Below are 21,332 nucleotides of genomic sequence, written 5' to 3' on the forward strand. Positions count from 1 at the left end.
TGTGCTCATTGGCCGAGGGTCAAAAATGTCCAAAAAAAGGCCATTTGAAAATCACGCTTGTGCCAGCTTGGCGGATTAAAACGTAGATGTACCGGTGTTAAGCGGTGTGCCAAAAAGGCGTATCATCTATATTCTTTTTGTTTTAACTCGTTGTTATATATTTTTTTTTAATTTTTCGTCGCCAGCCTTCCTGTTTTTTGGGCCGCATAGCTGATTAGAAATGGTCTTCGAAGCCGAAGTCGTAGGTTCTTCCTACCATCGACAAGGTTGAAGGGTTACCCACTCAATCGTGGTTCAGGTATCAACTCACGGAGTAATATGAAGGCTCTTCGTCACTTCAAGTGGATTTGGCCTGATCAAACAGGCGGCCCACCGGGCTGCCAATCAGGTAGATTATGGCGATGAAGTTAGCCTCGTTCCGATAGCCACGTGCGCGTGACCGAGCCGCCTGGAATAGGCCGTTCATCCCTTCCAGTCTTGCGTTCGTCAGTCCCGAGTGCCAGCGTCTGACCACTGCTTCCGCGTGCCGCTCAAGTGTCGCCAAGGCCTTTCCCATCGGCTTCAGTAGTGGCTTTTCAGAAACCGCCGCTTGCATGACCTTGAGGTAGTTCGTGATGCGCCATCGAGCCGCTCTGGGCGTTGGGGCCTTCTGGATCCAGCGTAGCTTTTCCTTGATTATCCAGGCATCGGCCGTGGCGCTCTGATCGGCTACCAACTCCTGGAGCGCCGCTAACTGCTTAGGTCTCAGGTTCTCGTTGTCCAGATTTTTCAGCAGTGCCCAGCGCAGCGATAGGGTGTTCCTGCTCGCGGCGCTCTTTCTTGCGTACCTCATCCAGCCGCTTGGTAAAGGTCTGCACGATATGGAACCAGTCGACCGTCACCTCGGCCTTGGGAAGGTGCTTGGTGATGCCGCTAAGGAAGGCGGGCGACATGTCGCAGACTACCTCGATCACATTGTCCGTATCGCCGCCATGGGCTGTCAGGAAGGCGCTAAATGCTTGGATGGTATCCTTGCCGCAGCCTGGGACGGCAAAGATAACCGGTTCCTGCTTGCGCTGCATATCGAGGAACACTGTGACGTAGCGGTGACCGCGCCGAGACGCGGTTTCGTCTACGCCGACCGTCGCCACATTGGACAGATCCAGCTCCCCCAGCATGCAGCCCACGTAGTGATGCACGATACGCCATAGTCGTTTGTCGGAGATCTCTAGCTGCCGAGAGACGGCCAGCACCGGCATCTCCTTGACCAGCGACATGGCCGCTTGCTCGAACAGCAGCGTGAAGTCGCTGCCCGACCGCGCCCAGGGTACATCTATGCGTTTGACGCCATGTTCAGGACACTTCGTGCGGGGCACGCGAGCATGCAGGTAACAGTGGTGCTGAAAGAAGTTCAGATGACGCCAGGTTTTGTCGGCAAAGTCGTGAGCTTGACAGGCCTTGCCGCACTCCGGACAGGGGTAGAGACTGCCTCGCTCCGCCTCAACATAGAGATCCAGTCGGTGAGGCGACACGGCGGTATCCAGGTGCTGGTTCTTGAGGATCCAGGGCGCTTCCAAGCCCAGGCCGAGAGTTAGAATCTGGGTGCCGTCCATGCCATACCTACTGCTGTTGTGGAGTCCATATTCTGGCCCAGCTCAGGGGACAAATTCCACACACAACGTCGAAGAGCCTTAGAAGGTTATGAGACTGGTAAAATAAGCACATACTATATGTCCTAAAATTACGTTTAATTAGCTAAAATTATTATTAGAAATGCACAGCTGTGTTGGTGGCTAGATGCACACCGGCTCATCCTGGTTACAACCTACACTCTGACTACTGCAAGACCTAAGAAGTTAGGAAAAGATTCGCCCACGCATTTAAAAACTGGCTAATGTCATTAGGCGTAATTTGGACTATGGATAGTACTGACAGTAGCCCAATCAAACTAAGCGTTATATCAATACGGAATGCGCGCCGTGCCTGAGCTTCTTGCTTTGAAGCGCGCTCAGCCTCTGTCCGCAGTTGCTCTTTCTCTCCTTGTTGGTAGCGAAGTTCCCGTAGATGTTGAGCCTTTTGCTCACGCTTGGTGAGGAGTAGATTCGAAATATCTTTCAGCTGTGAGGTTAGCTGCTGATTGGTTTCGCACAGCTGCCAATGCGCGGCGAGATGCGACCAAACTTGGTTAAGCTGTTGACGAGCAATATCAATAGGTCGAGCAAAAAAATCGCTAGCATTAAATGCTAAGACCTCTTCATGTAGGGTCGCTAGCGCATCAAAGCGTTGGTGCTTTAGATGCTGGGTCAGAGCTAACATCTTGCTTGTCATAATGTAGTGGTACGCTGCGGCGAGGGCTTGGCAGATAACAATACGTTGAAACTGTTGGTAGGTTGTCCCAACCAAAGCAAGCCCGTTGCGGTCGCAGGCAATTTGAAAGTGTTCACCTACCGAGACGAATGTACTGTCAGGTAGGGCTTTAGAGCCACGAAGAAAGTGCGACACAGCATACCGGTCTGTTGTATTTGTGCTATTTCCAAGTGGTCGCTCCCACCAGCCTACACGCGCTAATGCCTGACAATGTACTGCGTCATTATGTGGTAGTGGAAAGGGTGTAAATAAGACGCGAACACACACGTTTGCCGACAGTTGGAAGAAAGATAGCTTCCAATCCTTAACGTCATGCGTATTGCATGCAAATTGGCTATAAGACTCGACAGATGGAATAAAAAAGCTAATGCCTTGGTTGGCAATTTTCAGTGGAACCAGTTCGACAGGTGTGCTTTGAGTAATGCTGATGTAGGCAAATGAAGTTTTCATTTAACGTCTTCCCTGTTCGTAAGTCTCGTGTGCTTTCGTTATGTCGTTGAGCGATACCAACAAAAACAGCATGGTAGCGATGTCATCTTATGAGTGCCTACTGGCAAAATTTTTGCAGTTTTTGCGTGCGGAAGGATGATCTGACATTTAACGTAACGCTGCTCTTGAGCAGAATGAACCGCCCCGGTTATTCCGGAGACCGGTTTGTTTGAGTCAGGCAGCTTCACCCGACTCCTCCAGTTGACGATAATACGTCCTTTCTCGTTCTGCTGGTGGAACGTTTCCGATGGGTTCCAGTAGTCGGCGATTGTTGAACCAGTCAACCCACTCCAGCGTGGCATACTCAACGGCACCCAGCCCTCTCCATGGGCCACGATGATGGATCACCTCCGTTTTGAACAAGCCGATTATGGTCTCGGCCAGCGCATTGTCGTAGGAGTCGCCGGTGGTGCCGACTGAGGCATTGATACCCTCGTCAGCCATACGCTCGGTGTAGCGGATCGAGAGATATTGGCTTCCCCTATCACTATGGTGGATCAACCCTTGTCTGTGTTTTCGTGCCCACAGAGCTTGCTCCAGAGCGTCCAGCACCAGTGCCGTTTTCATCGACGTCGCTACACGCCAACCCACGATACAGCGTGCATAAACATCGATAACGAAAGCAACGTAAACGAAGCCAGACCAGGTAGCGACATACGTAAAATCGGCCACCCAAAGCTGATTAGGACGCATGGCCGTAAAGTCGCGTTTCACTAAATCAGGTGCTCGTTTCTGGCCGGGATCACTGATCGTCGTGAAAGGGCGTTGGCCTCGCACTACGCCGCGAATTCCCAGGCGTCGCATGAGTCGTTCTACGGTGCAGCGAGCAATATTAACGCCCTCACGGCGGAGTTGCCGCCAGACCTTACGAGCACCGTAGACGCAGAAATTTTCTTCCCACACTCGCTGAATCTCAGCGGTAAGAAGCGCATCCTGCCGATATCGATCTGCCCGCCGCTCAGGATCGGTCTCAAGTGCCTTGTGGTGGTAATACGTCGATGGGGCGATTGGCAGCTGGCTACAAATCGACTCGACCCCGAACTGAGCACGATGCTCGTCGATAAATGACACCATCAGTTGGGTTTGCGGTCGAGCTCCGCCTGGGCGAAAAAAGCAGCCGCCTTACGGAGAATTTCATTGGCGCGCTTCAATTCGACGTTTTCACGCTCTAGCTGCTTGAGTCGTTCATTTTCAGGCAGGTTAACCGAGCTATCTTCCTGCATGAGTTCTGAGCGTTTGCACCAGGCTCTTAAGGTCTCTGGTGTACAGCCAAACTTGCTGGCAATGGAGCAGATCGCCGCCCACTTGGACGGGTATTCGCCTTGCTGTTCAAGGACTAATCGAACAGCTCGCTCCCGGACTTCTGGGGAATATCGTTTTGGTGAGTTCATAACTCCATCCTCTCAAGATATGGAGTCTCCGGTAAAGCCGGGGCGGTTCAGAATTTAGCGAAAATTTTTGCTAGGTGCCTGGTACTAAATTCTTCGTATGATTCTGGAGCCAGGTATTTCTAAAGGATAGAATCATGTTGAATGTTGCGTCGCTCTCCTTGCTGATCCTGTATAGCAGACACAGTGCGCCTATTATTATGAGAAACATGCGCTACGCAGTTGTGTTATGTCGGGATAATGGGGACTAGCCCTCTAAGGCCCGATATTCATGCTCTTTTGCTTCGCATTGCACTGTGTAAAATTTATCAAAAGCCTACAGGTTTTTTTACCCTAAGAAAGTGTGTTTTTATAAGCTACGCATGCAAATAAGAATTAGTATGAATGTGAGTGCTGGCTGCTATCATGTTGTCAAATATGAGAAAGTTACCCCGACTGTTTTTGCCACGAACAGGCGTCCGCCTAGTGCTTATTAAGTATAAGGCATGTAGTAGGTCGATAATGTGTTGATTTGAAGAAGCCCACGCTATATGGGTAGTTCTGTACAAGTCTATGTAAGCATTGTGCCCAACCTTTAGTGCATGGTAGTGCACACTCAATAGATAGATTCAAAGTAAGCATTAAAATTACCATAACAGGGAGGTTTTCAATGTCACATGTTCTTGTCACCCATCTTGGCAAACCCCGCCTGCCCCATGGGGTAACAGATGGCCCCAGCCAAGTGCGTGACTATGTTGATGCCAAATATTCACTCGATGGTCATACCTTTGAAACGCCTATGATTGGTTTCGGGCTGATTGATCGCGTCAAGCCAAATCGTGTGATTATGTTGGGTACCACAGGCAGTGCATGGTCTTCGGCGGTAGGCGTATGTATGAACCGTGAGATCTGCCCCGCCGATGATGAGCACGCCTGGGCTTTGATGGATGACCTGCTGGCGCTTGAAAAAGCCGATGCCATGAGTGCCACGCTGCTGGAAACACTCAGTGCCTTTCTGAGCCACTGGCTTAACTTATCAGTGACCTGCCAGCTTGTCCCTTATGTAGAAGAGAATCCTCGTCAGGATACCGCTCGTTACCTGAAAGCCCTGGATGACGTGATTCATCCCGAAGAGCGTCTATCCATCGACGTGACCCATGGCCTGCGCTATCACCCCATGCTGGCCCTGGTGGCGGCCCAGTACTTTGCCAGCCTGCGCCAGACACAGCTGGAGGCCATCTACTACGGGGCATTCGACCGCATGAAAGAGGGGGTGGCCCCCGTACTGCGGCTGGACGGCATGCTCGATGTGCTCAACTGGGTTCAGGCCCTGAACAGTTTCGACAAGGATGGCGATTACGGTGTCTTTGCTGGTTTGCTGGAACAGGATGGCGTTGCCCAGGATGTCTGTGCGTCAATCCGTCAGGCGGCTTTCTTTGAACGTGTCACCAACGCCTCCCAGGCCAAACAAAAACTGACACCGCTGCGCCAGTACACCTTTGATGCTGAGGCCGAACCGCTGGCGGAACTCTTTGCCCCTGCTCTGAGGGAGCGCACTGACTGGGCCTCTGTTTCCAGCCGAGGCAACGCAGAACTTCGATTAGCTGAGGAATACCTGGGCCGTGGTGACTATCTTCGCGCCGTGATTTACGCCCAGGAAGGCTACATCAGCAAGCGTATTGACCTGGAGCGCGGCAACCCGAATGATTTTGACCACCGCGACGAGGTTTCCCGCGGGGATGATCTGCCAACCGCTTTCAGAACACTTAAAAAGCTGCGTAATACGCTGGTACACGGTTTGCGCAACACGGATAAAAAACTGGCTCGCCAGCAGCAGGATGAAAGCAGCTTGAAAAACACTATCAAGCAGCTGATCAGCGAGATCAAGCAGGGGTGAGTGATCCCCATCACCACTCGCCTGTCACTGAATAAATATCAAGGAGGAGCCTGAATGTCACCACCCACGCGCTTTCCAGCGCTACCCGGCGTGCCGCAGTTGCTTAAAGCTGAAATGCTGATTACCACGCCTATGTTTCTGGGGGATGGCGGGCAGAAAGCCACGTCCATTCGTCCACCCTCCATCAAAGGCGCACTGCGCTTCTGGTGGCGGGCACTGCAATGGCCGAGGCTCTATCAGCGCCATAGTCACGTTGGCACGGCGCTGGCAGACCTGCATACCCGGGAAGCAGCCCTGTTTGGTCTGGCTGCCGGGCACAAGGTTGCTCAAAACCATGATGATCAACATGAGCATCAAGACAAAGAGTCCGGTGGGCAAGGGCGTTTTCGGATCAGTGTTACTCAGCCGGAAGTCAAAGCAGACCCTGATTTCCGGCCGTCTGCTTCGATGCAGTACCTGTTGGGGCAAGGGTTATATAAAGGCAAGCTAAATCGTGACCCACTGCAACAAGACAAACGGTTCACGCTGGAACTGACGGCCAAACCCGGTGGCCAGCCCGTGACAGAGGCTCTATGGCAGAGCTTGGAAGAAGCCCTGCTGTGCTGGGGTCTGTTGGGCGGGCTGGGTGCTCGCGCCCGTAAAGGGCTTGGTTCGGTAAGCTTGCAATCTTTGGAAGGAGGGCAGTATCAGGCACCTCAGAATCGTACCGACTATGAAACTCTCCTAGAAACGTTGCTAGCACCATTGCAAGGCCAGGATGGCAAGCTGCCTCCGTTTACGGCGTTTTCTTCGGTCAGCCGGGTGGACATTGCATTGGAAGGCAAAAGCCCTGACAAAGTGCTGGAAACCCTTGGTCATGAAATGCAGATGTATCGGTCTTATGGTCGCAATAAGGAAGTTAATCGTCAGCCAGCAGAACAGAATTTTGCCGATGACCATGACCTGGTACTCCATGCCATCAATACCGATACTCTTAAACAAGCACCAAGGCGCACGGTGTTCGGCTTGCCGCATAACTATTTCTTCTCAAGCGTCAAAAAAGGGTACGAGCTTTCCGCCGCCCTGGGTGACCGTCGTGCCTCGCCGTTGTTGCTCCATGTACATCAGTTGCCTGAAGGCGAGGTGCTTGGGGTGGCTAGCGTAATGCCAGCGGTTTTCCTGCCGCCTGATAATGCCCGGTTAAAAGCGGGTTCAAGGCGTAAATCCGAGTATCGCTTGACCTCAGACGACATCGACTGGTCTGTGCTGCATGGCTATCTGGACCGTTTCTCTCAACGCCAGACACTGATCTCCCCGTTAACCCCTAACACTCAGGAGGCACAGGGATGAGCCAGCCAGTCAATAATGAACAGTTTTTCCACCTGACGCTGGGGCCGGTGCAGGGCTTTGTCGCCCAAGCACGGCGCACCCGGGATTTCTGGGCGGGCTCCTTTCTGCTTTCCTGGATGGCAGGCGTGGCCATGCACGCTGTGACCGCACAAAAAGGCAAGATTAACTTTCCTGCGCCTGATAACGGGTTTCTCAACGCCATGCATGGCAATACTTCCCAAGGGTTGCCCAGGCAAGGTAGCCTGCCCAACCGCTTCAAGGCTATCGAGGCCAAAGTGGAGGCAGGCTTTGAACCAGAAAAAGTTACCGATGCTTTAAAGGCTGCCTGGGTTGCCCTAGCCGAACATATCTGGCAACAAGACCTGGAAGTGCCGCTACGTGCCATGGGCGATAGACAGTACCGTACCACGCGGGCCATCTGGGAGCGCCAGCTTGCCAGCTTCTGGGAGGTGAGCTGGGTGTTGACCGCCGACGAGGCCAACGCCCAGCTGCTGGATAGGCGCAAAAACTGGCGTAACCACTGGCCGGCCGAAGAAGGCGGGGTCACCTGCATGATGATGGCCGACCAGCAGGAGTTGTCCGGTGCGTCCGGGCCTGATCGCAAAACGCTGGATGCGTTCTGGGAACCGCTGCGCGGTGACATGCAGACCGATCTGCGAGAAGGTGAAGTGCTCTCCACCCTGGCTTTTATCAAGCGCCGCTTTGCCCGCCATTTTGCCGAGTTTGAGTGGAGCCTGCCCGCTGAGCCAAGCTTTACCTTGAAAGGCTGGCAACTACCGGTCAGTGTGCCGTCCGTAATGCACTTGGCGGCCTGGCCCTGGCTGCAGTCCATGCTGCAAGAAGCGCAAACCGATGATGAACTGCGTGATGCCCTCAGCAACCAACTGGCCCGTGGCCATGACCTGCTGGGTGACCCGGAGCATGACTCCCTGCTACCCGGCCTGAAGCAAGACTTTGTGCAGGCGGGGTTGCGCCCCGATCAGGCGGGTGTTGACCCCTCCATTTTCTTCTCCAGCGTACTGGAAAACCCTCGGCGCTTTGCCGATAGCGAGGTGGAGGATAGTCAGCGCCAGAAACTGCTTGATGGGTTAGCAGGAATCCGCCGCCTGGGCGGGAAAGGCGAGCCTGCTCCCTTTTATACCATTCTGCTGATGGATGGCGACAGCCTGGGCAGCCAGCTCAGCGAGCCTGCCAAACAGGCGCCGATTTCTGAAGCGCTGAATGCCTTTACCAAGGCTGTGCCGGATATCGTCCAAGACCATCACGGCTTTCTGGTCTACGCCGGGGGAGACGATGTGCTGGCGCTACTGCCGGTGACTACAGCTTTGACGTGCGCAGCTGAGCTACGCCAGCGTTATATCGGCTGCTTTAACGAAGCGGCTAAAGAAAAAGGCCTAACTATTCCCGCCAGCCTTTCTGGGGCGGCGCTGTTCTGTCATATCAAGCGTCCTCTGGTCAGCGTGTTAATGGATGCTCACCATGTACTCGATGATATCGCCAAGGACACCACCGGCCGCGATGCCCTGGCCGTGCGTGTGTGGCAGCCAGGCGGGGTGCATGCCACTTGGTCGGTGCCCTGGGAAACGGCACTGGACAATAACGCTGTGGTCATCGAGCAGCTTGCGGCTACCCTGCGCGAGCAGGACAACGCCCGCTTTACCCATGGTTTCCTATTCCGGATCAAGGCCCTTGGTGAGCAGCTCGGCTGGCTGGCGGAAAAGGACGACGCCGAAGCGCACAATTTGCTACGCCAACTGGTGCGTGCCGAGATGCTCCACTCTGGGCTGGAGCTCAATACCAGCTTCAACAGCCAGGCACTGGATAAGCTGATTGAACGGCTGTTGAGGCAGGCCCGTACAACGGTCAGGGATTTTGATGCCGCAACCGGTACCGCCACTTTTGCCACCACGCCTGCACTAATGGGCGATACCTTCAAGGTGCTGCGTTTTCTGGCCCGTGAAGGCCATATCGACCGTGACCGCTAACCGTCCGCTTTCAAGGAGACAATCATGACGGAACCCACTAGCCGCGACCAACTAAGTTGCTGGCGTTTTCAGGCGGTCGATTCCTGGTTCTTCCGCGAGACCCGAGCCCACGATGCGGTGGGGGTAAGCGAGCTGAACAGCGTCTTTCCTCCGCCGGTGCGCACACTGTTTGGGGCGGTGCGCACCTGGCTGGGTGATCAGCAGGGCGTGAACTGGAAGGCATTTGCCGGTAACCCGGAACACGCCTGGCTGGGGGATGCCGACTCTCCCGGGCAGCTGTCACTGGTGGGCATGCAGCTACGTGCCCGGGATAACAAGGGGAAATGGCAGAGGCTATGGCCTTGCCCTGCCAACCTGCTGCAGGGAAAAAAAGCCGCTGATAAGCGTGAGGATACGCCTAAGCTGACTATCACACGTCTGGTGCCGGGCAAGGTGGAATATACCGATCTGGGCCATGTGGCACTGCCAGAGGCCGACCCTGCGGCACCTAAACCGCCGCCGGGCAGCAAGGTGCTGGAAGATGCCTGGCTCACTGATGCCGGGGCCAGTGCTTGGCTGGCCGGAAAGGTGCCGTTGCCCTCGGATATCTGGACACTGGATGACCTGGTGGCCAGCGAGCCACGCCTGGGCATTGCCCGTAACAACCAAAGCGCCACCGTGGTCAAGGGGCAGCTCTACCAGACCCGCCACCTGCGCTTTACCCGCGATGTCACGGTGGAGCTATGGCTACGCGGTGTGCCTGATGCTTTGCTAGGCACTGCCACCGCTCACCCGCAGACCCTGCGCCTGGGGGGTGAAGGCCGAATGGCTGAAGTAACTGTCACTCGGGAAGTCCGCATGGCCCTTCCAGCCGCTGGCACCCCAGCACAAACCCAGCAGCTGGCGCTCTGGCTGACCAGCCCGTTACCGTTGGCCACGCTGGATGCAGATGCTGGCTTGCCTGGCTTTAAAGACAAACGGGTAACGGTAGGCAACGCATCACAGGATGTGTGGGAAGGGGAGTTGAACGGTATCCCGTTGCAGATTATCGCTAATTGCCGCCCTCGGGCTTACCGCGAAGGCGGCTGGGATCAGCAGAACCACCGCCCGAAAGCCGTGCGTAGCTACCTGCCACCGGGCAGCGTGGTGTTCTGCCAATGCCTGGATGATACTCCTTGGCAGCAGGTGGTGGACGCCCTGCACGGCAGGTTTATTGGCGGAGAACCGGATTGGGGCAGGGGCCATTGTCTGGTAGGCCTGTACTGACAAGAAAGTATTGAAATAGCCAGTAAGAAATGGATAGACCAAGCATTTAAAGGAGATACTCATGGTAGCAATGGCACACCGTTTGATCGGGCTGATGACCCAGACCCCCCTACACGCCGGCGCAGGCAGCGCCACCGAAGTGATTGATCTGCCTATTCAGCGTGAAGCTCACACGGATTGGCCCTGCGTGTTCGGCTCTTCCATGAAAGGGGCGCTGCGTGCCGCTGCCGAAACTCATGGCGGCCTGAATGAGCAACGCATCACGACCCTGTTCGGTCCAGATGCTGCCAATGCCTCGGAGCACGCCGGTAACCTGCTGGTCAGTGATGCACGGCTGCTGCTGTTGCCGATACGCTCGCTGACCGGTCATTACCGCTGGGTCACCTGCCCTGCACTTTTGCGCCGTTGCCTGCGTGATGCCCAGCGCTGTGGCCATGTGATGGACGCACCAACGCTTCCAGCGGTGGCTGAAGGTGAAGCTCTGGTGGCACGCGCCGTGGCGAACCAGGCGCTTTATCTGGAAGAATTCAGCTTTACGCCCCGGGTGGAGGATACTCTGAATACGCTAGCCGAGTTGATTGCCGTGCTGGTGGACGCTGATCGCGAGGAGGAACTTGCTAGCCAGCTGACGTTGGTGGACGACGACAGTTTCCGTCATCTTTGCCGCAGCGCGATTCCGGTGCAGCCGCATATCCGCATCAAGAATGACACCAAGACTGTCGCGGACGGGGCACTTTGGTACGAAGAGAATATTTCGCCGGATACGCTGTTCTACTGGACACTGACGGCTCAGCCTTCGCGCAATACCAAGGATGAGGAGGCACCCGACGCCATGTTGAACGATTTGCTGGGTACATTATTCCCAGTAGGGCAGGCCTGGCTGCAGGTCGGTGGCAACGAAACCGTAGGCATGGGCTGGTGCCAGGTACAGGAGGTGCGTTATGGCCAAGTATAAAAAGAAAAAGCAGCCTCACGAGATGGCAAGTGTTGCTGAGGTAGCAAAAAAACAGACACAACCGTCAAGCCAGCCGCAGACTGGAAAAAACACCCCACAGCTGATGACCCAGCAGCGTGCCAACTTTGCCTTGCAGGCGGTACAGGATGCTATCGCCAATCCGTCCATCGAGAGCAAGGAGTTCAAAAGCCAGGTGCGCCGTTTGCCCGGTATGCTCCAGGTCAACGGCTTTGGCCAGGCGATTGCCTTTTATTACGCCAAGGGAAAAAGTGGCAAACTGCCCGCCTGTGGCGAGGTCTACGCCCTGTTGGAGCGCTGGCTGTGCGAGAAGAGTCCTCACTCCCCTTACCGTGGGGTTGGCGCGGCTGAACCGCGTTTGCTGACAGCTATAACAAGCGCCGACCAGCAAGCCTACCGCCAGGCCCAGGCCGAAACCCAGGCGCTGCTGCAGTGGGTCAAACGCTTCTGTGAAGGCCTGATCGTCAAGGAAGATAGCGAGCCACGCGAGGAGACCTGATGCAGCCGTTATATAAGGATGAGCACCATACACCACCGCGCACACGCGGTACTGGCCACCCGGGCCTATGGTTCGAGCGCTTTTACAACCGCTACCAGCCGGACTGGCAGGTTGACGCCACCGCCAAGCGCGATTTTCTCCAATCCTTGTTGGGGCACGGTGAAAACGAACACCAGTGTCAGGTGGGAGATGTCAACGCGCTGCAACAGCAGGCTAATGCTCTGGCCTCGATTGCCCAGCAGCAGGGTGGGCTGGCGATTGAACGCCAGTCCAGCTGGCACTTTTTGACCGGGCTTGGCAACCCGCACCCGGTGGAAAATGGCCTGACCTGGCACTCTGTGCTAGGAGTCCCTTACCTGCCCGGTAGTGCCGTAAAAGGCATTACCCGCGCCTGGCTGGAACTTAATGGCTACGATGCCCAGGTTCGCAAGCGCCTGTTCGGCAGCGATGACAAAGACCCTCGCGAGGCGCGCACCTTCGCGGATGAGCCCGAGTTGATCAGCGGTGAGGTGATTTTCTTTGATGCCCTGCCGGTTGAGCCTGTCACCCTGATGATTGATACCATGACGCCGCACATGGGCAAATGGTATGAGAGCGGCGACAAACAGCCGGGCAGCGCAGCCAACACCCCTGCCGACTGGCATGCCCCTAACCCGGTGGTATTCTTGGCGGCGACCAAGGTGGTAATGCGTTTTGCCGTGGCCCCGCGCCTGCGCCCGGGAATGACGGATGATCAGCGCGAAGAGGCCAAGGCATTGGCAGAACTGGCCAGCCAGGCCTTGAGCGATGCCCTTGAACACTTGGGCGCAGGGGCCAAGACCGCTGCCGGTTATGGCACCTTTGTGGCGCTGGACGAAGATAATCAGCGTAAGGCCGACAGGCGCCTCAAGGACTACGAAGCCGACCGTCAGGCCCAGGCCGAGCAGGCCGCCCTAGCGCAACTATCGCCGGAGCAGCGTACCCTTGAGGCACTGAAAAAAGGCATGGACGTACCGGCTAACCAGAACGCAGGCAGCGGCGGGGAGTTTCACCGAGAACTGTTGACGACATTGGAAGGTGCGGTGGACTGGCCCCAGCCTGAGCAGGATGAGCTGATCACCGAAGTGCGCAGGTTCATGAAGCAATACAGGCTCAAAAACAAGGAGAAGGAGGCCAAACGCATCATCCGTGAGGTGCTTAAACGCGAGCTGTAAGCAAGGCTTCCAGCAACGCAAAAAGCCCGCCAACCGTCAGGTCAGTGGGCTTTTCTCATCTATTTGAAATCCCTTACCATGGCGCGAGCCTTATTGACCATGCTAACGGCTTCCCGCCAGGCATAACCGGCGTGATTAAAACCTTCTATCAGCGTTTTTGGTGTCTCGGATTCTTCTTGTAGCCATATCGCCATGGTAGAAACGGAAATACCGACCAGATGCGAATAATCCCGCCTCTTGTCGGCAGCGACCGGCGTTTTTCATTGTTGCGAAAACTTCATCGCAATGGCCTTGTTGGCTGCCGCAATACCAATATTACCCAGCCCCCACAGCAGAGTGATTTGCGACAGTTTCAAACCACAGAAAAAGCCCAACTCCCGAGGAGTCGGTAGCAAAGTAACCCCAATGAGAATCTTCCGGTATTTTTTTGTGATGGCTTTACAGGCGCTGTTGAAAGGCCTGAATCTTCTTGTCATTCAGCATGAAAAGGTTAACGAAGCATAGATATTCGAGTAAAGCAGCAAGATGAACCACCTGCTGTCTCGCTGCTACTCAAGCGCTGATTTAAACGCGCAGTAGTGCCAGCACTAAAATCGCTACCAGGATAACGTCACCCATGTGCACCTCCTTTGTCACTGCGATATTGCCATGGTCTGAACCCCTTGATTCCCGGTCCAGAGCGTGAAGACCTCATCTTAATTTCTTTGCAAGCAGTGAAGGGGCCGTAAAAATTATTGGCCAGTCGTGTTGGTCGGTGCGTTCCAGGGACTGACTCAACCTCAACACTGTCATTACTGAGAGGGTTGGCGGGAATGACGGGGTGCAGGGCATGCGTGTACGTCTTAATCCCTTCGAAGTCAGAGAAGTGTCCGGACGGCGTTGATAGTTACATTGTACGCTATGGCTTGGTCTTAATCCCTTCGAAGTCAGGGAAGTGTCCGGACAATGCGCTTATTCTTATACTTAACTCTACTAGTCTTAATCCCTTTGAAGTCAGGGAAGTGTCCGGACGCACTGGCGAACCGGGCATATCGTCACCCCTAGTCTTAATCCCTTCGAAGTCAGGGAAGTGTCCGGACACGGCGTCATGATGCAGAACATGGCGTCCTTGGTCTTAATCCCTTCGAAGTCAGGGAAGTGTCCGGACCAAAACGTTGACATCTTCAATCAGGCAACCCGTCTTAATCCCTTTGAAGTCAGGGAAGTGTCCGGACGCCAACCTCAAGGAACCCCAACCATGCAGAGTGTCTTAATCCCTTTGAAGTCAGGGAAGTGTCCGGACAATAAACTGGCTGAAGTTGTCCAGCAGTATCTGTCTTAATCCCTTTGAAGTCAGGGAAGTGTCCGGACGGTTCGGCAGTGGTGGCGCCGTGCTGGCGCAAGTCTTAATCCCTTTGAAGTCAGGGAAGTGTCCGGACGTAGACCGCCTGTTGAAGGCTTGGGAAGTCGAGTCTTAATCCCTTTGAAGTCAGGGAAGTGTCCGGACCGCAGGCTAAAAAATAGTCGTTTCATATCAATTAGTTGGAAGCGATTTTTTATGACTGTTTTTGACATAAAAAGTTTGCTATTTATCTAAAAGTGTGAAGGTAATTTTTAGCCATTGCCAGCATCATCATGCCGCAGATATGGCAGTGGTGCAAGTTGCGCTTGCCAACGTCTTTCACATTACACCTACACCTTTCTCTGAACCTACAGAACAGTGCGGTCTGAATGTGAATCACTAAAAATTTTTGCATAGATTGCCGAAGGGCAGACTCAGTTACTATAGGGCATCAGAAGGAGGGAGCCGCTATGTCAACAACTTGGATTATCTCACGTCACCCAGGCGCTATTGATTGGTTGAATTTAAAAGGTGTTAACGGAAAGCTGTTGGATCACTTGGATATAGAGTGTGTGGCGCCGGGCGATACGGTAATCGGTACGTTGCCAGTTAATCTTGCGTCTCGTGTCTGTGAAAAAGGAGCTGCGTATTGGCACCTGAGCCTTGAACTGCCCCGGAAGTGGCGGGGGTGCGAGCTGACGCCTGATCAGATGGAAGCCTTTGGCGCTACGTTAACGGCGTATCAAGTTCAGCCAATCGTGTGAGGGTTTTCAGCCTTATTGTCCCTAAAACGCCAGAGAACATTAACATATGGTCCTATGGGGATTGCGAGCCTGAACACTTCTCTGACGTGTTATATGCGTCGCCAGAGCTGGCGGCAGAAGGCTTACTTGCAGGCAGCTCTGGCTAATGCGTTAATGAAAATTAAAGGGTAAGCATTCAGCTAATAAAGCATAGCGGGCGTCATGTGGTGCCTGTGGTGACAGTTGCGCAAGCTTATTACGTGCCTGGTGTGGGGCTGAGGCTAACGTTTGGTTAAGTGTTTTAGGGGCCGATACCTTGGCTTGAAAAGCAGGTAGCAAGGAGGTGGCAAGTGCGTTAAGCACTACGCCCATCCAGTGCAACGTGATACCACTAGCGCTATCAAAGCAGATAGCCAACGCCGCATGAAAGTGCTGTTCAGCTCGCACTTTATCAGGTGTGGCTGCCAGCAACAGCAGCCAACCACGATACGCATGAATCAGCCCCCACGGATGGCCGGTGTGCCACTGCCAAGCATGTGACTGCTCCCGATAAGCTATTATCACGTCTTGCAGCTTATCAGGATACCCAAGGCAGGCACGCAGCAGCAAATGATGCAGATACACGTCGCTGCCGCTTCCGCCTGCAGCGAAACGCCTTGCCACCCCTGGCAAATCCTGTCTTCTTGTGATGCTGAGTAGCAGGGCTTCTAGTTCGCTTCGCGGTTCTAAGGCGGGGCGAGACGTGTCATCTAAGCGTGCCATTACTTGATAGCTACGTGTTTGCTGATGCTCGCGCGCCGCCTGCTGAGCATCTGAGAGCGGTGCCAGAACCGCCAATGCTTTTGTAAAGTGCGCATCGGCATCTTTTAAACGGTGTTCAAAGGCGGCCAATTGGCCCAGTGTTGAATGCAGCTTAACGTGATTGAGACGCCCAGCGACTGCAATAGGCTTATTAACCCATTCATTGAGCATAGGAGCCATGACCCCAAACTCAAAGTGATTAGTGGTAGTAACCGCTGCTCTCAGCAGCGCCTGACACACCGCTGGCGCATTCTCGTCTTCGAGCTGTTGGCTGAGTTTTAACAACGTCTTTAGCGCGTCCATATCCACGTGGCCATGATGGTTAGCCAACGCCAGCCGAGCGCTGACAAACTCTAGCCTCAGCTCACCACTCAATGTTGTATCAGCAGGCATAAAGCGCTCCAGCCAGGCCAGTGCCGCTGAAAGGGTTACTAGCGAAGTATCTTTGTAACGTAATCGTTGCTGGACTTCATTAAGCAGCCTGTGCCAATGGCCGCGCTCTTTTTTTACCTTTTCTCCTAGCCTTGTCAGCCATCGTTCTAGCAAACCATAAGGACCATCACGTTCGGCAGCGCCGCATAATTCGTACCACTGATCGGGTGGTAACTGGTCATGGTAGGAGAGCGCTTGGTAAAGATGTGCCAGTGTATTATCGGCATATGGGTGCAGCAGACATGGCCCTAGCAGTTTGGCCTTTTTTAGGCGATCATCGCTAACGGCTGACGGGCTTCCCCAGGTATAAGCAACGGCATCTGCATACGCCAGCTGCGGGTGCGTTTTGCCCACAATAGATAACCTGAGTGAAAGACGGGCAAAGCGCGCCTGATCAAGTGCCTTAAACTCACCCTCTAACGTTTGTGAAAGTGCTTTTAGGTGGTTGTGGTCGGGCGTGTAACCGCTGCGTTGCTCAATGCTGACGTCCACACGCGTCGGTTGATTCTCTTCTACTGGTAGCATGTATAGCACCCAGCGTACTAGCTGCGAGACATGGTTCATCCAGTAGCTACCAAAGGCAATAGGGTCTTTTACAGAAAAGCCAAAAATGCCCACTTGGGGCGTATCAATCAAGTGCTGCAAAGCCCGGTCGACAGCCTCCGGCGGCTCATCTTTGCCATGAAAGTGAGGAGAAATAGGGGGTAAGCGGGCGTCGTGCGCTTTGACAATAGCGACAACACGGCCCAATCCTACCTCTTTTAAAGAAGCCGGCTCCGCTGTGCTGTCAAATTCACGGCCTGTTTCGTCAATAAGAATTTCCCAGCGAGAGGCGGGTGAAAGGCTGGCGAGGCTTTTTGGGTGGTGGCTACCAGTCTTCCATTTAACGGGTGTTAGAGTAGAACGGAACGTGCGGGTGCCTGTTTGGTGCCGCTGTTGACGGCGCAGCTGATCTTTGCGCCACTTGTCAAGTTCGATACTGAGGTGTCGAAAAACGCGAGCCGCGCTATGTTGTTTGATCGTTTTTAGCCACTCTTTGACGCTCTCACCATCTCCGTGCGTTGCTAGTTTTTGCTTAAGCTGTTGATGCAATTCATAAGCGTGGCGGCCATGGCGCTGAGCCAACTCAAACGTCGATAAACCATGTGGGTGATTCAAGGCAAGAATGTCGCGTTGGATTTGTTCAATATCACGGCACCGTTCCGGATCGTTTTCTCCCCAAGCGGTATAGATAAATACCTTATGGCAGTGTTGTTTCAATGTTTCTGGCAGGTTATGACGCGAAGGAGAGCGCTGCGGTGCCAGTGAAGGTGTTTGTGGCTTGGGTGGCGCCTTATCCAGAGCGACGCAATGAGAGCGTTTGTCTACGGCCCCGTCATTGGCATCCCCAAGACGCTGGGTAGTTTCCATTGGCTGGCCGGATAGCTTTAGTGCCGCCAGCAATTCATGGCGGTTAGTGCATAAAATGCTCTTGCTAGCAGTCACTCGGTCAACAAAAGCCAACCACTTCTCTTCACTTATCTGGCGGCGAAACTGCGGGCCGACAAAAAGCAACAGCTGCGCACGCCCAAAGTGATCTTGAAGGCTAGTAAGCTGTGTTTGGATGGCGCGCATGTCGGGTGTGGGGGGCGCCGTTACTTTGACCTCTATTACATGGGTACGGCTATGGTGTTGAATAAGCAGATCGGCTTCGCGCTGTGTACTACTATTACGCTTATCTTCACCACCTTCCACGTTGAGTGCAATGCTGTGAGCAGGGACACCTCCTTCTTGTATCCAGTCATACAATAATTGCTCAAGCCACTCGCTGGTTAGCCATCGTTTAAGCGTACTGGCTTGTGGGGATAACTTGCCGTTGCCTGGGAAGGTGAGTCTGCCGGTGTTCAGCATAAAGTGACCAGGTAATAGCGCGTCAAACGCGTTTACCCATTGCTGGATGTCAGCAGTCAGCGGTTGTCCTATTAGTAAAGTTATTTCGGCATCCGTTAATGTGACTGCGGCGACGTTAAAGGTAGGGTCGCTTTTGTTTGCATACCACACTTCATTTAAAAGTTTAAATAGCGCAAGCAGCGCGGCATCATTATCGTCAAGCGCCTTAAATATCTCGCCAGCCAGCGTAGTCCGTATATCAGCAGCCAGTGGCGACTCATCGGTTGATCGTGCTGTGACATTCGTGTTGTAAAGTCGTGCGACATCTATTGCGGCGACTTCAAGCAGCGGGGTGCGAAGGGAGGCTTCAGTGGGGCTTTCAAGGTGTGCGATTTCAGGCTGACAGGGCGATAGCGTAAAGTGCAACAGCTCATTGGTGCCGGCAGGTTTATAGTCGACTCCGTCCCAGGTCAGTCGGGTTAGCAGCGCTAATGAAAGCGCTTTTGTGCCGCCGGTCATATTTAGCCAGCAGCGCTTATCCGCAAATGCAGAAGCGTTGAGAAGAGGGCGTAAGACCTTGTCTACCCACTGCTGGGCGTCTAATGGGTGCTCGCCTGGCAATGCAGCTGAATCAACCAGTTGGTCGGTACGATGAATTAATAGTGCTGGTAGGCGCTGATGAAGCACGTTGGTGAGACGCTCAGCGGCCACGCGTGCGGGTTCAAAGTCGCTCACGATCAACACAAGCTCTTCAGGCTCGCGCGTTATGATTGCCTCAAGGTTAGGCAATGAGTAGTTTGACATCACACAAACATAAACTAGGGGTTTGCGATGAGCTGTAGAGTCAGCCATAGGGTGCGTCCTTTCGGTGGCGGAGTGCGAGCTTTTGGAGACCTTAAACAGAATATGTTGACGATACCATGGCTCCTCTACACGCTATATTCCTAGAAGTCATTTCATATATTCAAGGTGTTAATGCAAGGAGTGCTCTTATGCCCATCGCTTTTCCTGATGCTATGCCCATAGCGCGTTATCGCTTAACGCTACGTGCTGAAGCGCCTTTTCGGCTGACGGGGTATCCAGGTGCCATGCTGCGTGGGGCTTGGGGACATGCCTTGCGCCGTTTGGCGTGCAGCACAGGGCGTGATGATTGTCAGGGATGCCCAGTACGGCCAAGTTGCCGTTATGTTCAGTTGTTTGAGCCTGTACCGGATAAGGTTCGAGAGGTGGCGCGGGATATTCCACCACCCTATATCGTACAAGCGGCGCTTTCACAGCCTAAAGCGTTGTCGGTAGGAGATAGCTGGGCGTTTGAGATGGTGCTATTTGGCAAAGCGCTAGCAGAGCTACCGCTGATTGTGTGGGCATGGCAGCTGGCAGCACGCGCTGGACTGGGTGATCAACAGTCACCTATGCGCCTAGTGAGTGTCGATTATCAGGTCGCTACCCATCACTGGGAGACGGTTTGGGAGGCAGGAGAGACAGCATTGGTGCCCACCCAAGCGCCACGTATACGTGCGCATCACGCAGTGCTCAACCTGGGGTCGGCGCTTGAACCAGTGCCTACTAGCGTGAAATTAGCGCTTATCACGCCGATGCGTTTGCAGCATAAAGGAAGGATCTGTGAGCCACACCAGCTCACAGCAGATGTGTTTTTTAACAGCTTATGGCGAAAGCTAGCGTTGTATCTTGGCCATTATGCCAGCATGACGTTACCAACCATGCCTTCAAAACAGGGGTTACGGCTGCAGCCGCTCTCTTTGGAGCGCCAACGGTGGGCGCGACACTCGCGAAGGCAGCAACATGCCATGCGATTAGATGGCGTGACGGGCACACTAAGCATACATGGCGCGTTACAGGAGTGGTGGCCTTGGCTGTTGCTTGGCCAGTATACGCATCTAGGTAAGAATACTAGCTTTGGCTTAGGGCAGTACCACTTGGTGTTAGAAGCCGCCTGATCAACGCGATTAGGCGCAAAAATTTTCGCTCCCAGCGTTGACGAATGATAGGCCTTACTGTGTGTGCACATCCGCTGTCGAGGAGTTGCCCATGCAGAAAGGCCACAAAGTTGTTCACGTTGCACGTCCTGAATTGGGAGTGGGCGAAATTGAATCCGTGGTAGGTGAACGGTTCAACGTACGCTTTGGATCTTCTGGTTTCAGTGGTATCCCTACGAGTGCCCTTGCCCCTGCGGCACTAGCTGCTACAAGCAAGACGGACGCTCCTTTGGCGCTAACGCCCGAAGCTCATCTGCAAAGCGTTAGCCAACGCTACGGCATTGGCTCACTCTGGCACATAACAAGCCGTGAAAACGTAGCGACGATTTTAGGCAGGGGCCTTATGAGCCGCCACCTTATGCAGCAGTCAGGGCTGGCTATGGTTGATATCTCCGACGCAACGGTTCAGGACTACCGTGTGGCTAAGGGTATCCGCAATGGGCTATCACTCCACGACTACGTACCGCTATATTTGCGCGCCCAGAATCCTATGCTGTTTTGCCGTCGTGCTTACAACCGTACGCTGTGCCTGCTGGAAATCGACATTTCGGCTTGGTTGCAACAAGGCGTGCTTTTCACCGACGGCAATGCGGCGTCCTTAAATACATGTTTTTACGAGCGCCTTTCGGATTTGCGGTTCCTGGACTGGGATGCACTAAATGCCACATATTGGACCAATGTGCCCGATGGCAAACGTAAGCGCTGTGCGGAAGTGCTCGTACCTAATCGCCTGCCGGCGCGCTTTATTTTGCGTGTGCACACAGCGTCACTGGAAAGCGCTGCTTGGTTAGCGCAGCAGGGTGTTCAGGCGACATTTTCACCGCACCGTTTCTTTTAAGGAGTAGG

The 21,332-nt window shown here is 54.1% G+C and carries 14 protein-coding genes, 1 pseudogene and 1 CRISPR repeat array; of the genes and pseudogenes, 10 read left to right on the forward strand and 5 right to left on the reverse strand.

All coding sequences use genetic code 11. The features are described 5' to 3' along the window. Positions 1-337: 337 nt before the first annotated feature. From BB497_09810 to BB497_09825, 4 genes and pseudogenes are all read right to left on the reverse strand, one after another. Positions 338-1,592: pseudogene (locus tag BB497_09810) on the reverse strand (transposase). 235 nt (positions 1,593-1,827) lie between these two features. Further along, positions 1,828-2,796, reverse strand: coding sequence for a hypothetical protein (locus tag BB497_09815; protein ID AVI62966.1), 969 nt, complete (start codon positions 2,794-2,796; stop codon positions 1,828-1,830). A 213-nt stretch (positions 2,797-3,009) separates the two neighbouring features. After that, a complete protein-coding gene (locus tag BB497_09820) occupies positions 3,010-3,909 on the reverse strand; it encodes a transposase (GenBank protein AVI62967.1) in 900 nt (299 codons plus the stop codon). Then, the gene (locus BB497_09825) at positions 3,909-4,226 is read right to left on the reverse strand and encodes a transposase (GenBank protein AVI62968.1); all 318 of its coding nucleotides are present in this window, start codon (positions 4,224-4,226) and stop codon (positions 3,909-3,911) included. Before BB497_09825 ends, BB497_09820 begins: the two co-directional genes overlap by 1 nt. Before the next feature lie 646 nt (positions 4,227-4,872). On the opposite strand from BB497_09825, the gene BB497_09830 reads away from it, so the two are divergent. The 8 genes from BB497_09830 to BB497_09865 all read left to right on the forward strand — a co-directional run bounded on the left by BB497_09830 (position 4,873) and on the right by BB497_09865 (position 15,408). Further along, entirely contained in the window at positions 4,873-6,099 is a 1,227-nt protein-coding gene (locus tag BB497_09830) for a CRISPR-associated protein (GenBank protein ID AVI62969.1), read from the forward strand. 54 nt (positions 6,100-6,153) lie between these two features. Beyond that, on the forward strand, positions 6,154-7,428 hold the full coding sequence (locus BB497_09835; protein AVI62970.1) for a hypothetical protein: 1,275 nt from the start codon (positions 6,154-6,156) through the stop codon (positions 7,426-7,428). Further along, positions 7,425-9,413, forward strand: coding sequence for a type III-B CRISPR-associated protein Cas10/Cmr2 (locus tag BB497_09840; GenBank protein AVI62971.1), 1,989 nt, complete (start codon positions 7,425-7,427; stop codon positions 9,411-9,413). The genes BB497_09835 and BB497_09840 overlap by 4 nt, the downstream gene beginning before the upstream one ends. A 24-nt stretch (positions 9,414-9,437) precedes the next feature. Then, positions 9,438-10,658 carry a hypothetical protein gene (locus BB497_09845; protein AVI62972.1) on the forward strand — a complete coding sequence of 407 codons (1,221 nt, stop codon included), beginning with the start codon at positions 9,438-9,440 and terminating at the stop codon, positions 10,656-10,658. Positions 10,659-10,728: 70 nt separating this feature from the next. Further along, positions 10,729-11,613, forward strand: a complete 885-nt coding sequence (locus tag BB497_09850) for a type III-B CRISPR module RAMP protein Cmr4 (protein ID AVI64323.1) — start codon at positions 10,729-10,731, stop codon at positions 11,611-11,613. Next, a complete protein-coding gene (locus tag BB497_09855) occupies positions 11,600-12,130 on the forward strand; it encodes a type III-B CRISPR module-associated protein Cmr5 (protein AVI62973.1) in 531 nt (176 codons plus the stop codon). Before BB497_09850 ends, BB497_09855 begins: the two co-directional genes overlap by 14 nt. Next, a complete protein-coding gene (locus BB497_09860; protein AVI62974.1) occupies positions 12,130-13,323 on the forward strand; it encodes a type III-B CRISPR module RAMP protein Cmr6 in 1,194 nt (397 codons plus the stop codon). Before BB497_09855 ends, BB497_09860 begins: the two co-directional genes overlap by 1 nt. A gap of 839 nt (positions 13,324-14,162) precedes the next feature. Beyond that, positions 14,163-14,809: direct repeats of the CRISPR family, unit length 22 nt; unit sequence GAAGTCAGGGAAGTGTCCGGAC. A 305-nt stretch (positions 14,810-15,114) separates the two neighbouring features. Further along, complete coding sequence (locus tag BB497_09865; protein AVI62975.1) at positions 15,115-15,408, forward strand: putative CRISPR-associated protein; 294 nt, start codon at positions 15,115-15,117, stop codon at positions 15,406-15,408. 150 nt (positions 15,409-15,558) lie between these two features. Here BB497_09865 and BB497_09870 read toward each other — a convergent pair whose 3' ends face one another. Next, entirely contained in the window at positions 15,559-19,341 is a 3,783-nt protein-coding gene (locus BB497_09870) for a hypothetical protein (GenBank protein AVI62976.1), read from the reverse strand. A gap of 140 nt (positions 19,342-19,481) precedes the next feature. Here BB497_09870 and BB497_09875 point away from each other — a divergent pair, with 140 nt between their 5' ends. Both BB497_09875 and BB497_09880 read left to right on the forward strand, forming a co-directional pair. Next, positions 19,482-20,447 carry a hypothetical protein gene (locus tag BB497_09875; protein ID AVI62977.1) on the forward strand — a complete coding sequence of 322 codons (966 nt, stop codon included), beginning with the start codon at positions 19,482-19,484 and terminating at the stop codon, positions 20,445-20,447. Positions 20,448-20,538: 91 nt separating this feature from the next. Further along, positions 20,539-21,324 (forward strand): hypothetical protein, encoded by a 786-nt coding sequence (locus BB497_09880; protein ID AVI62978.1) that lies wholly within the window; start codon positions 20,539-20,541, stop codon positions 21,322-21,324. Positions 21,325-21,332 lie beyond the last annotated feature (8 nt).

Origin of the sequence: Halomonas sp. GFAJ-1 (genome assembly GCA_002966495.1) — a bacterium.
Classification (GTDB): Bacteria; Pseudomonadota; Gammaproteobacteria; order Pseudomonadales; family Halomonadaceae; genus Vreelandella.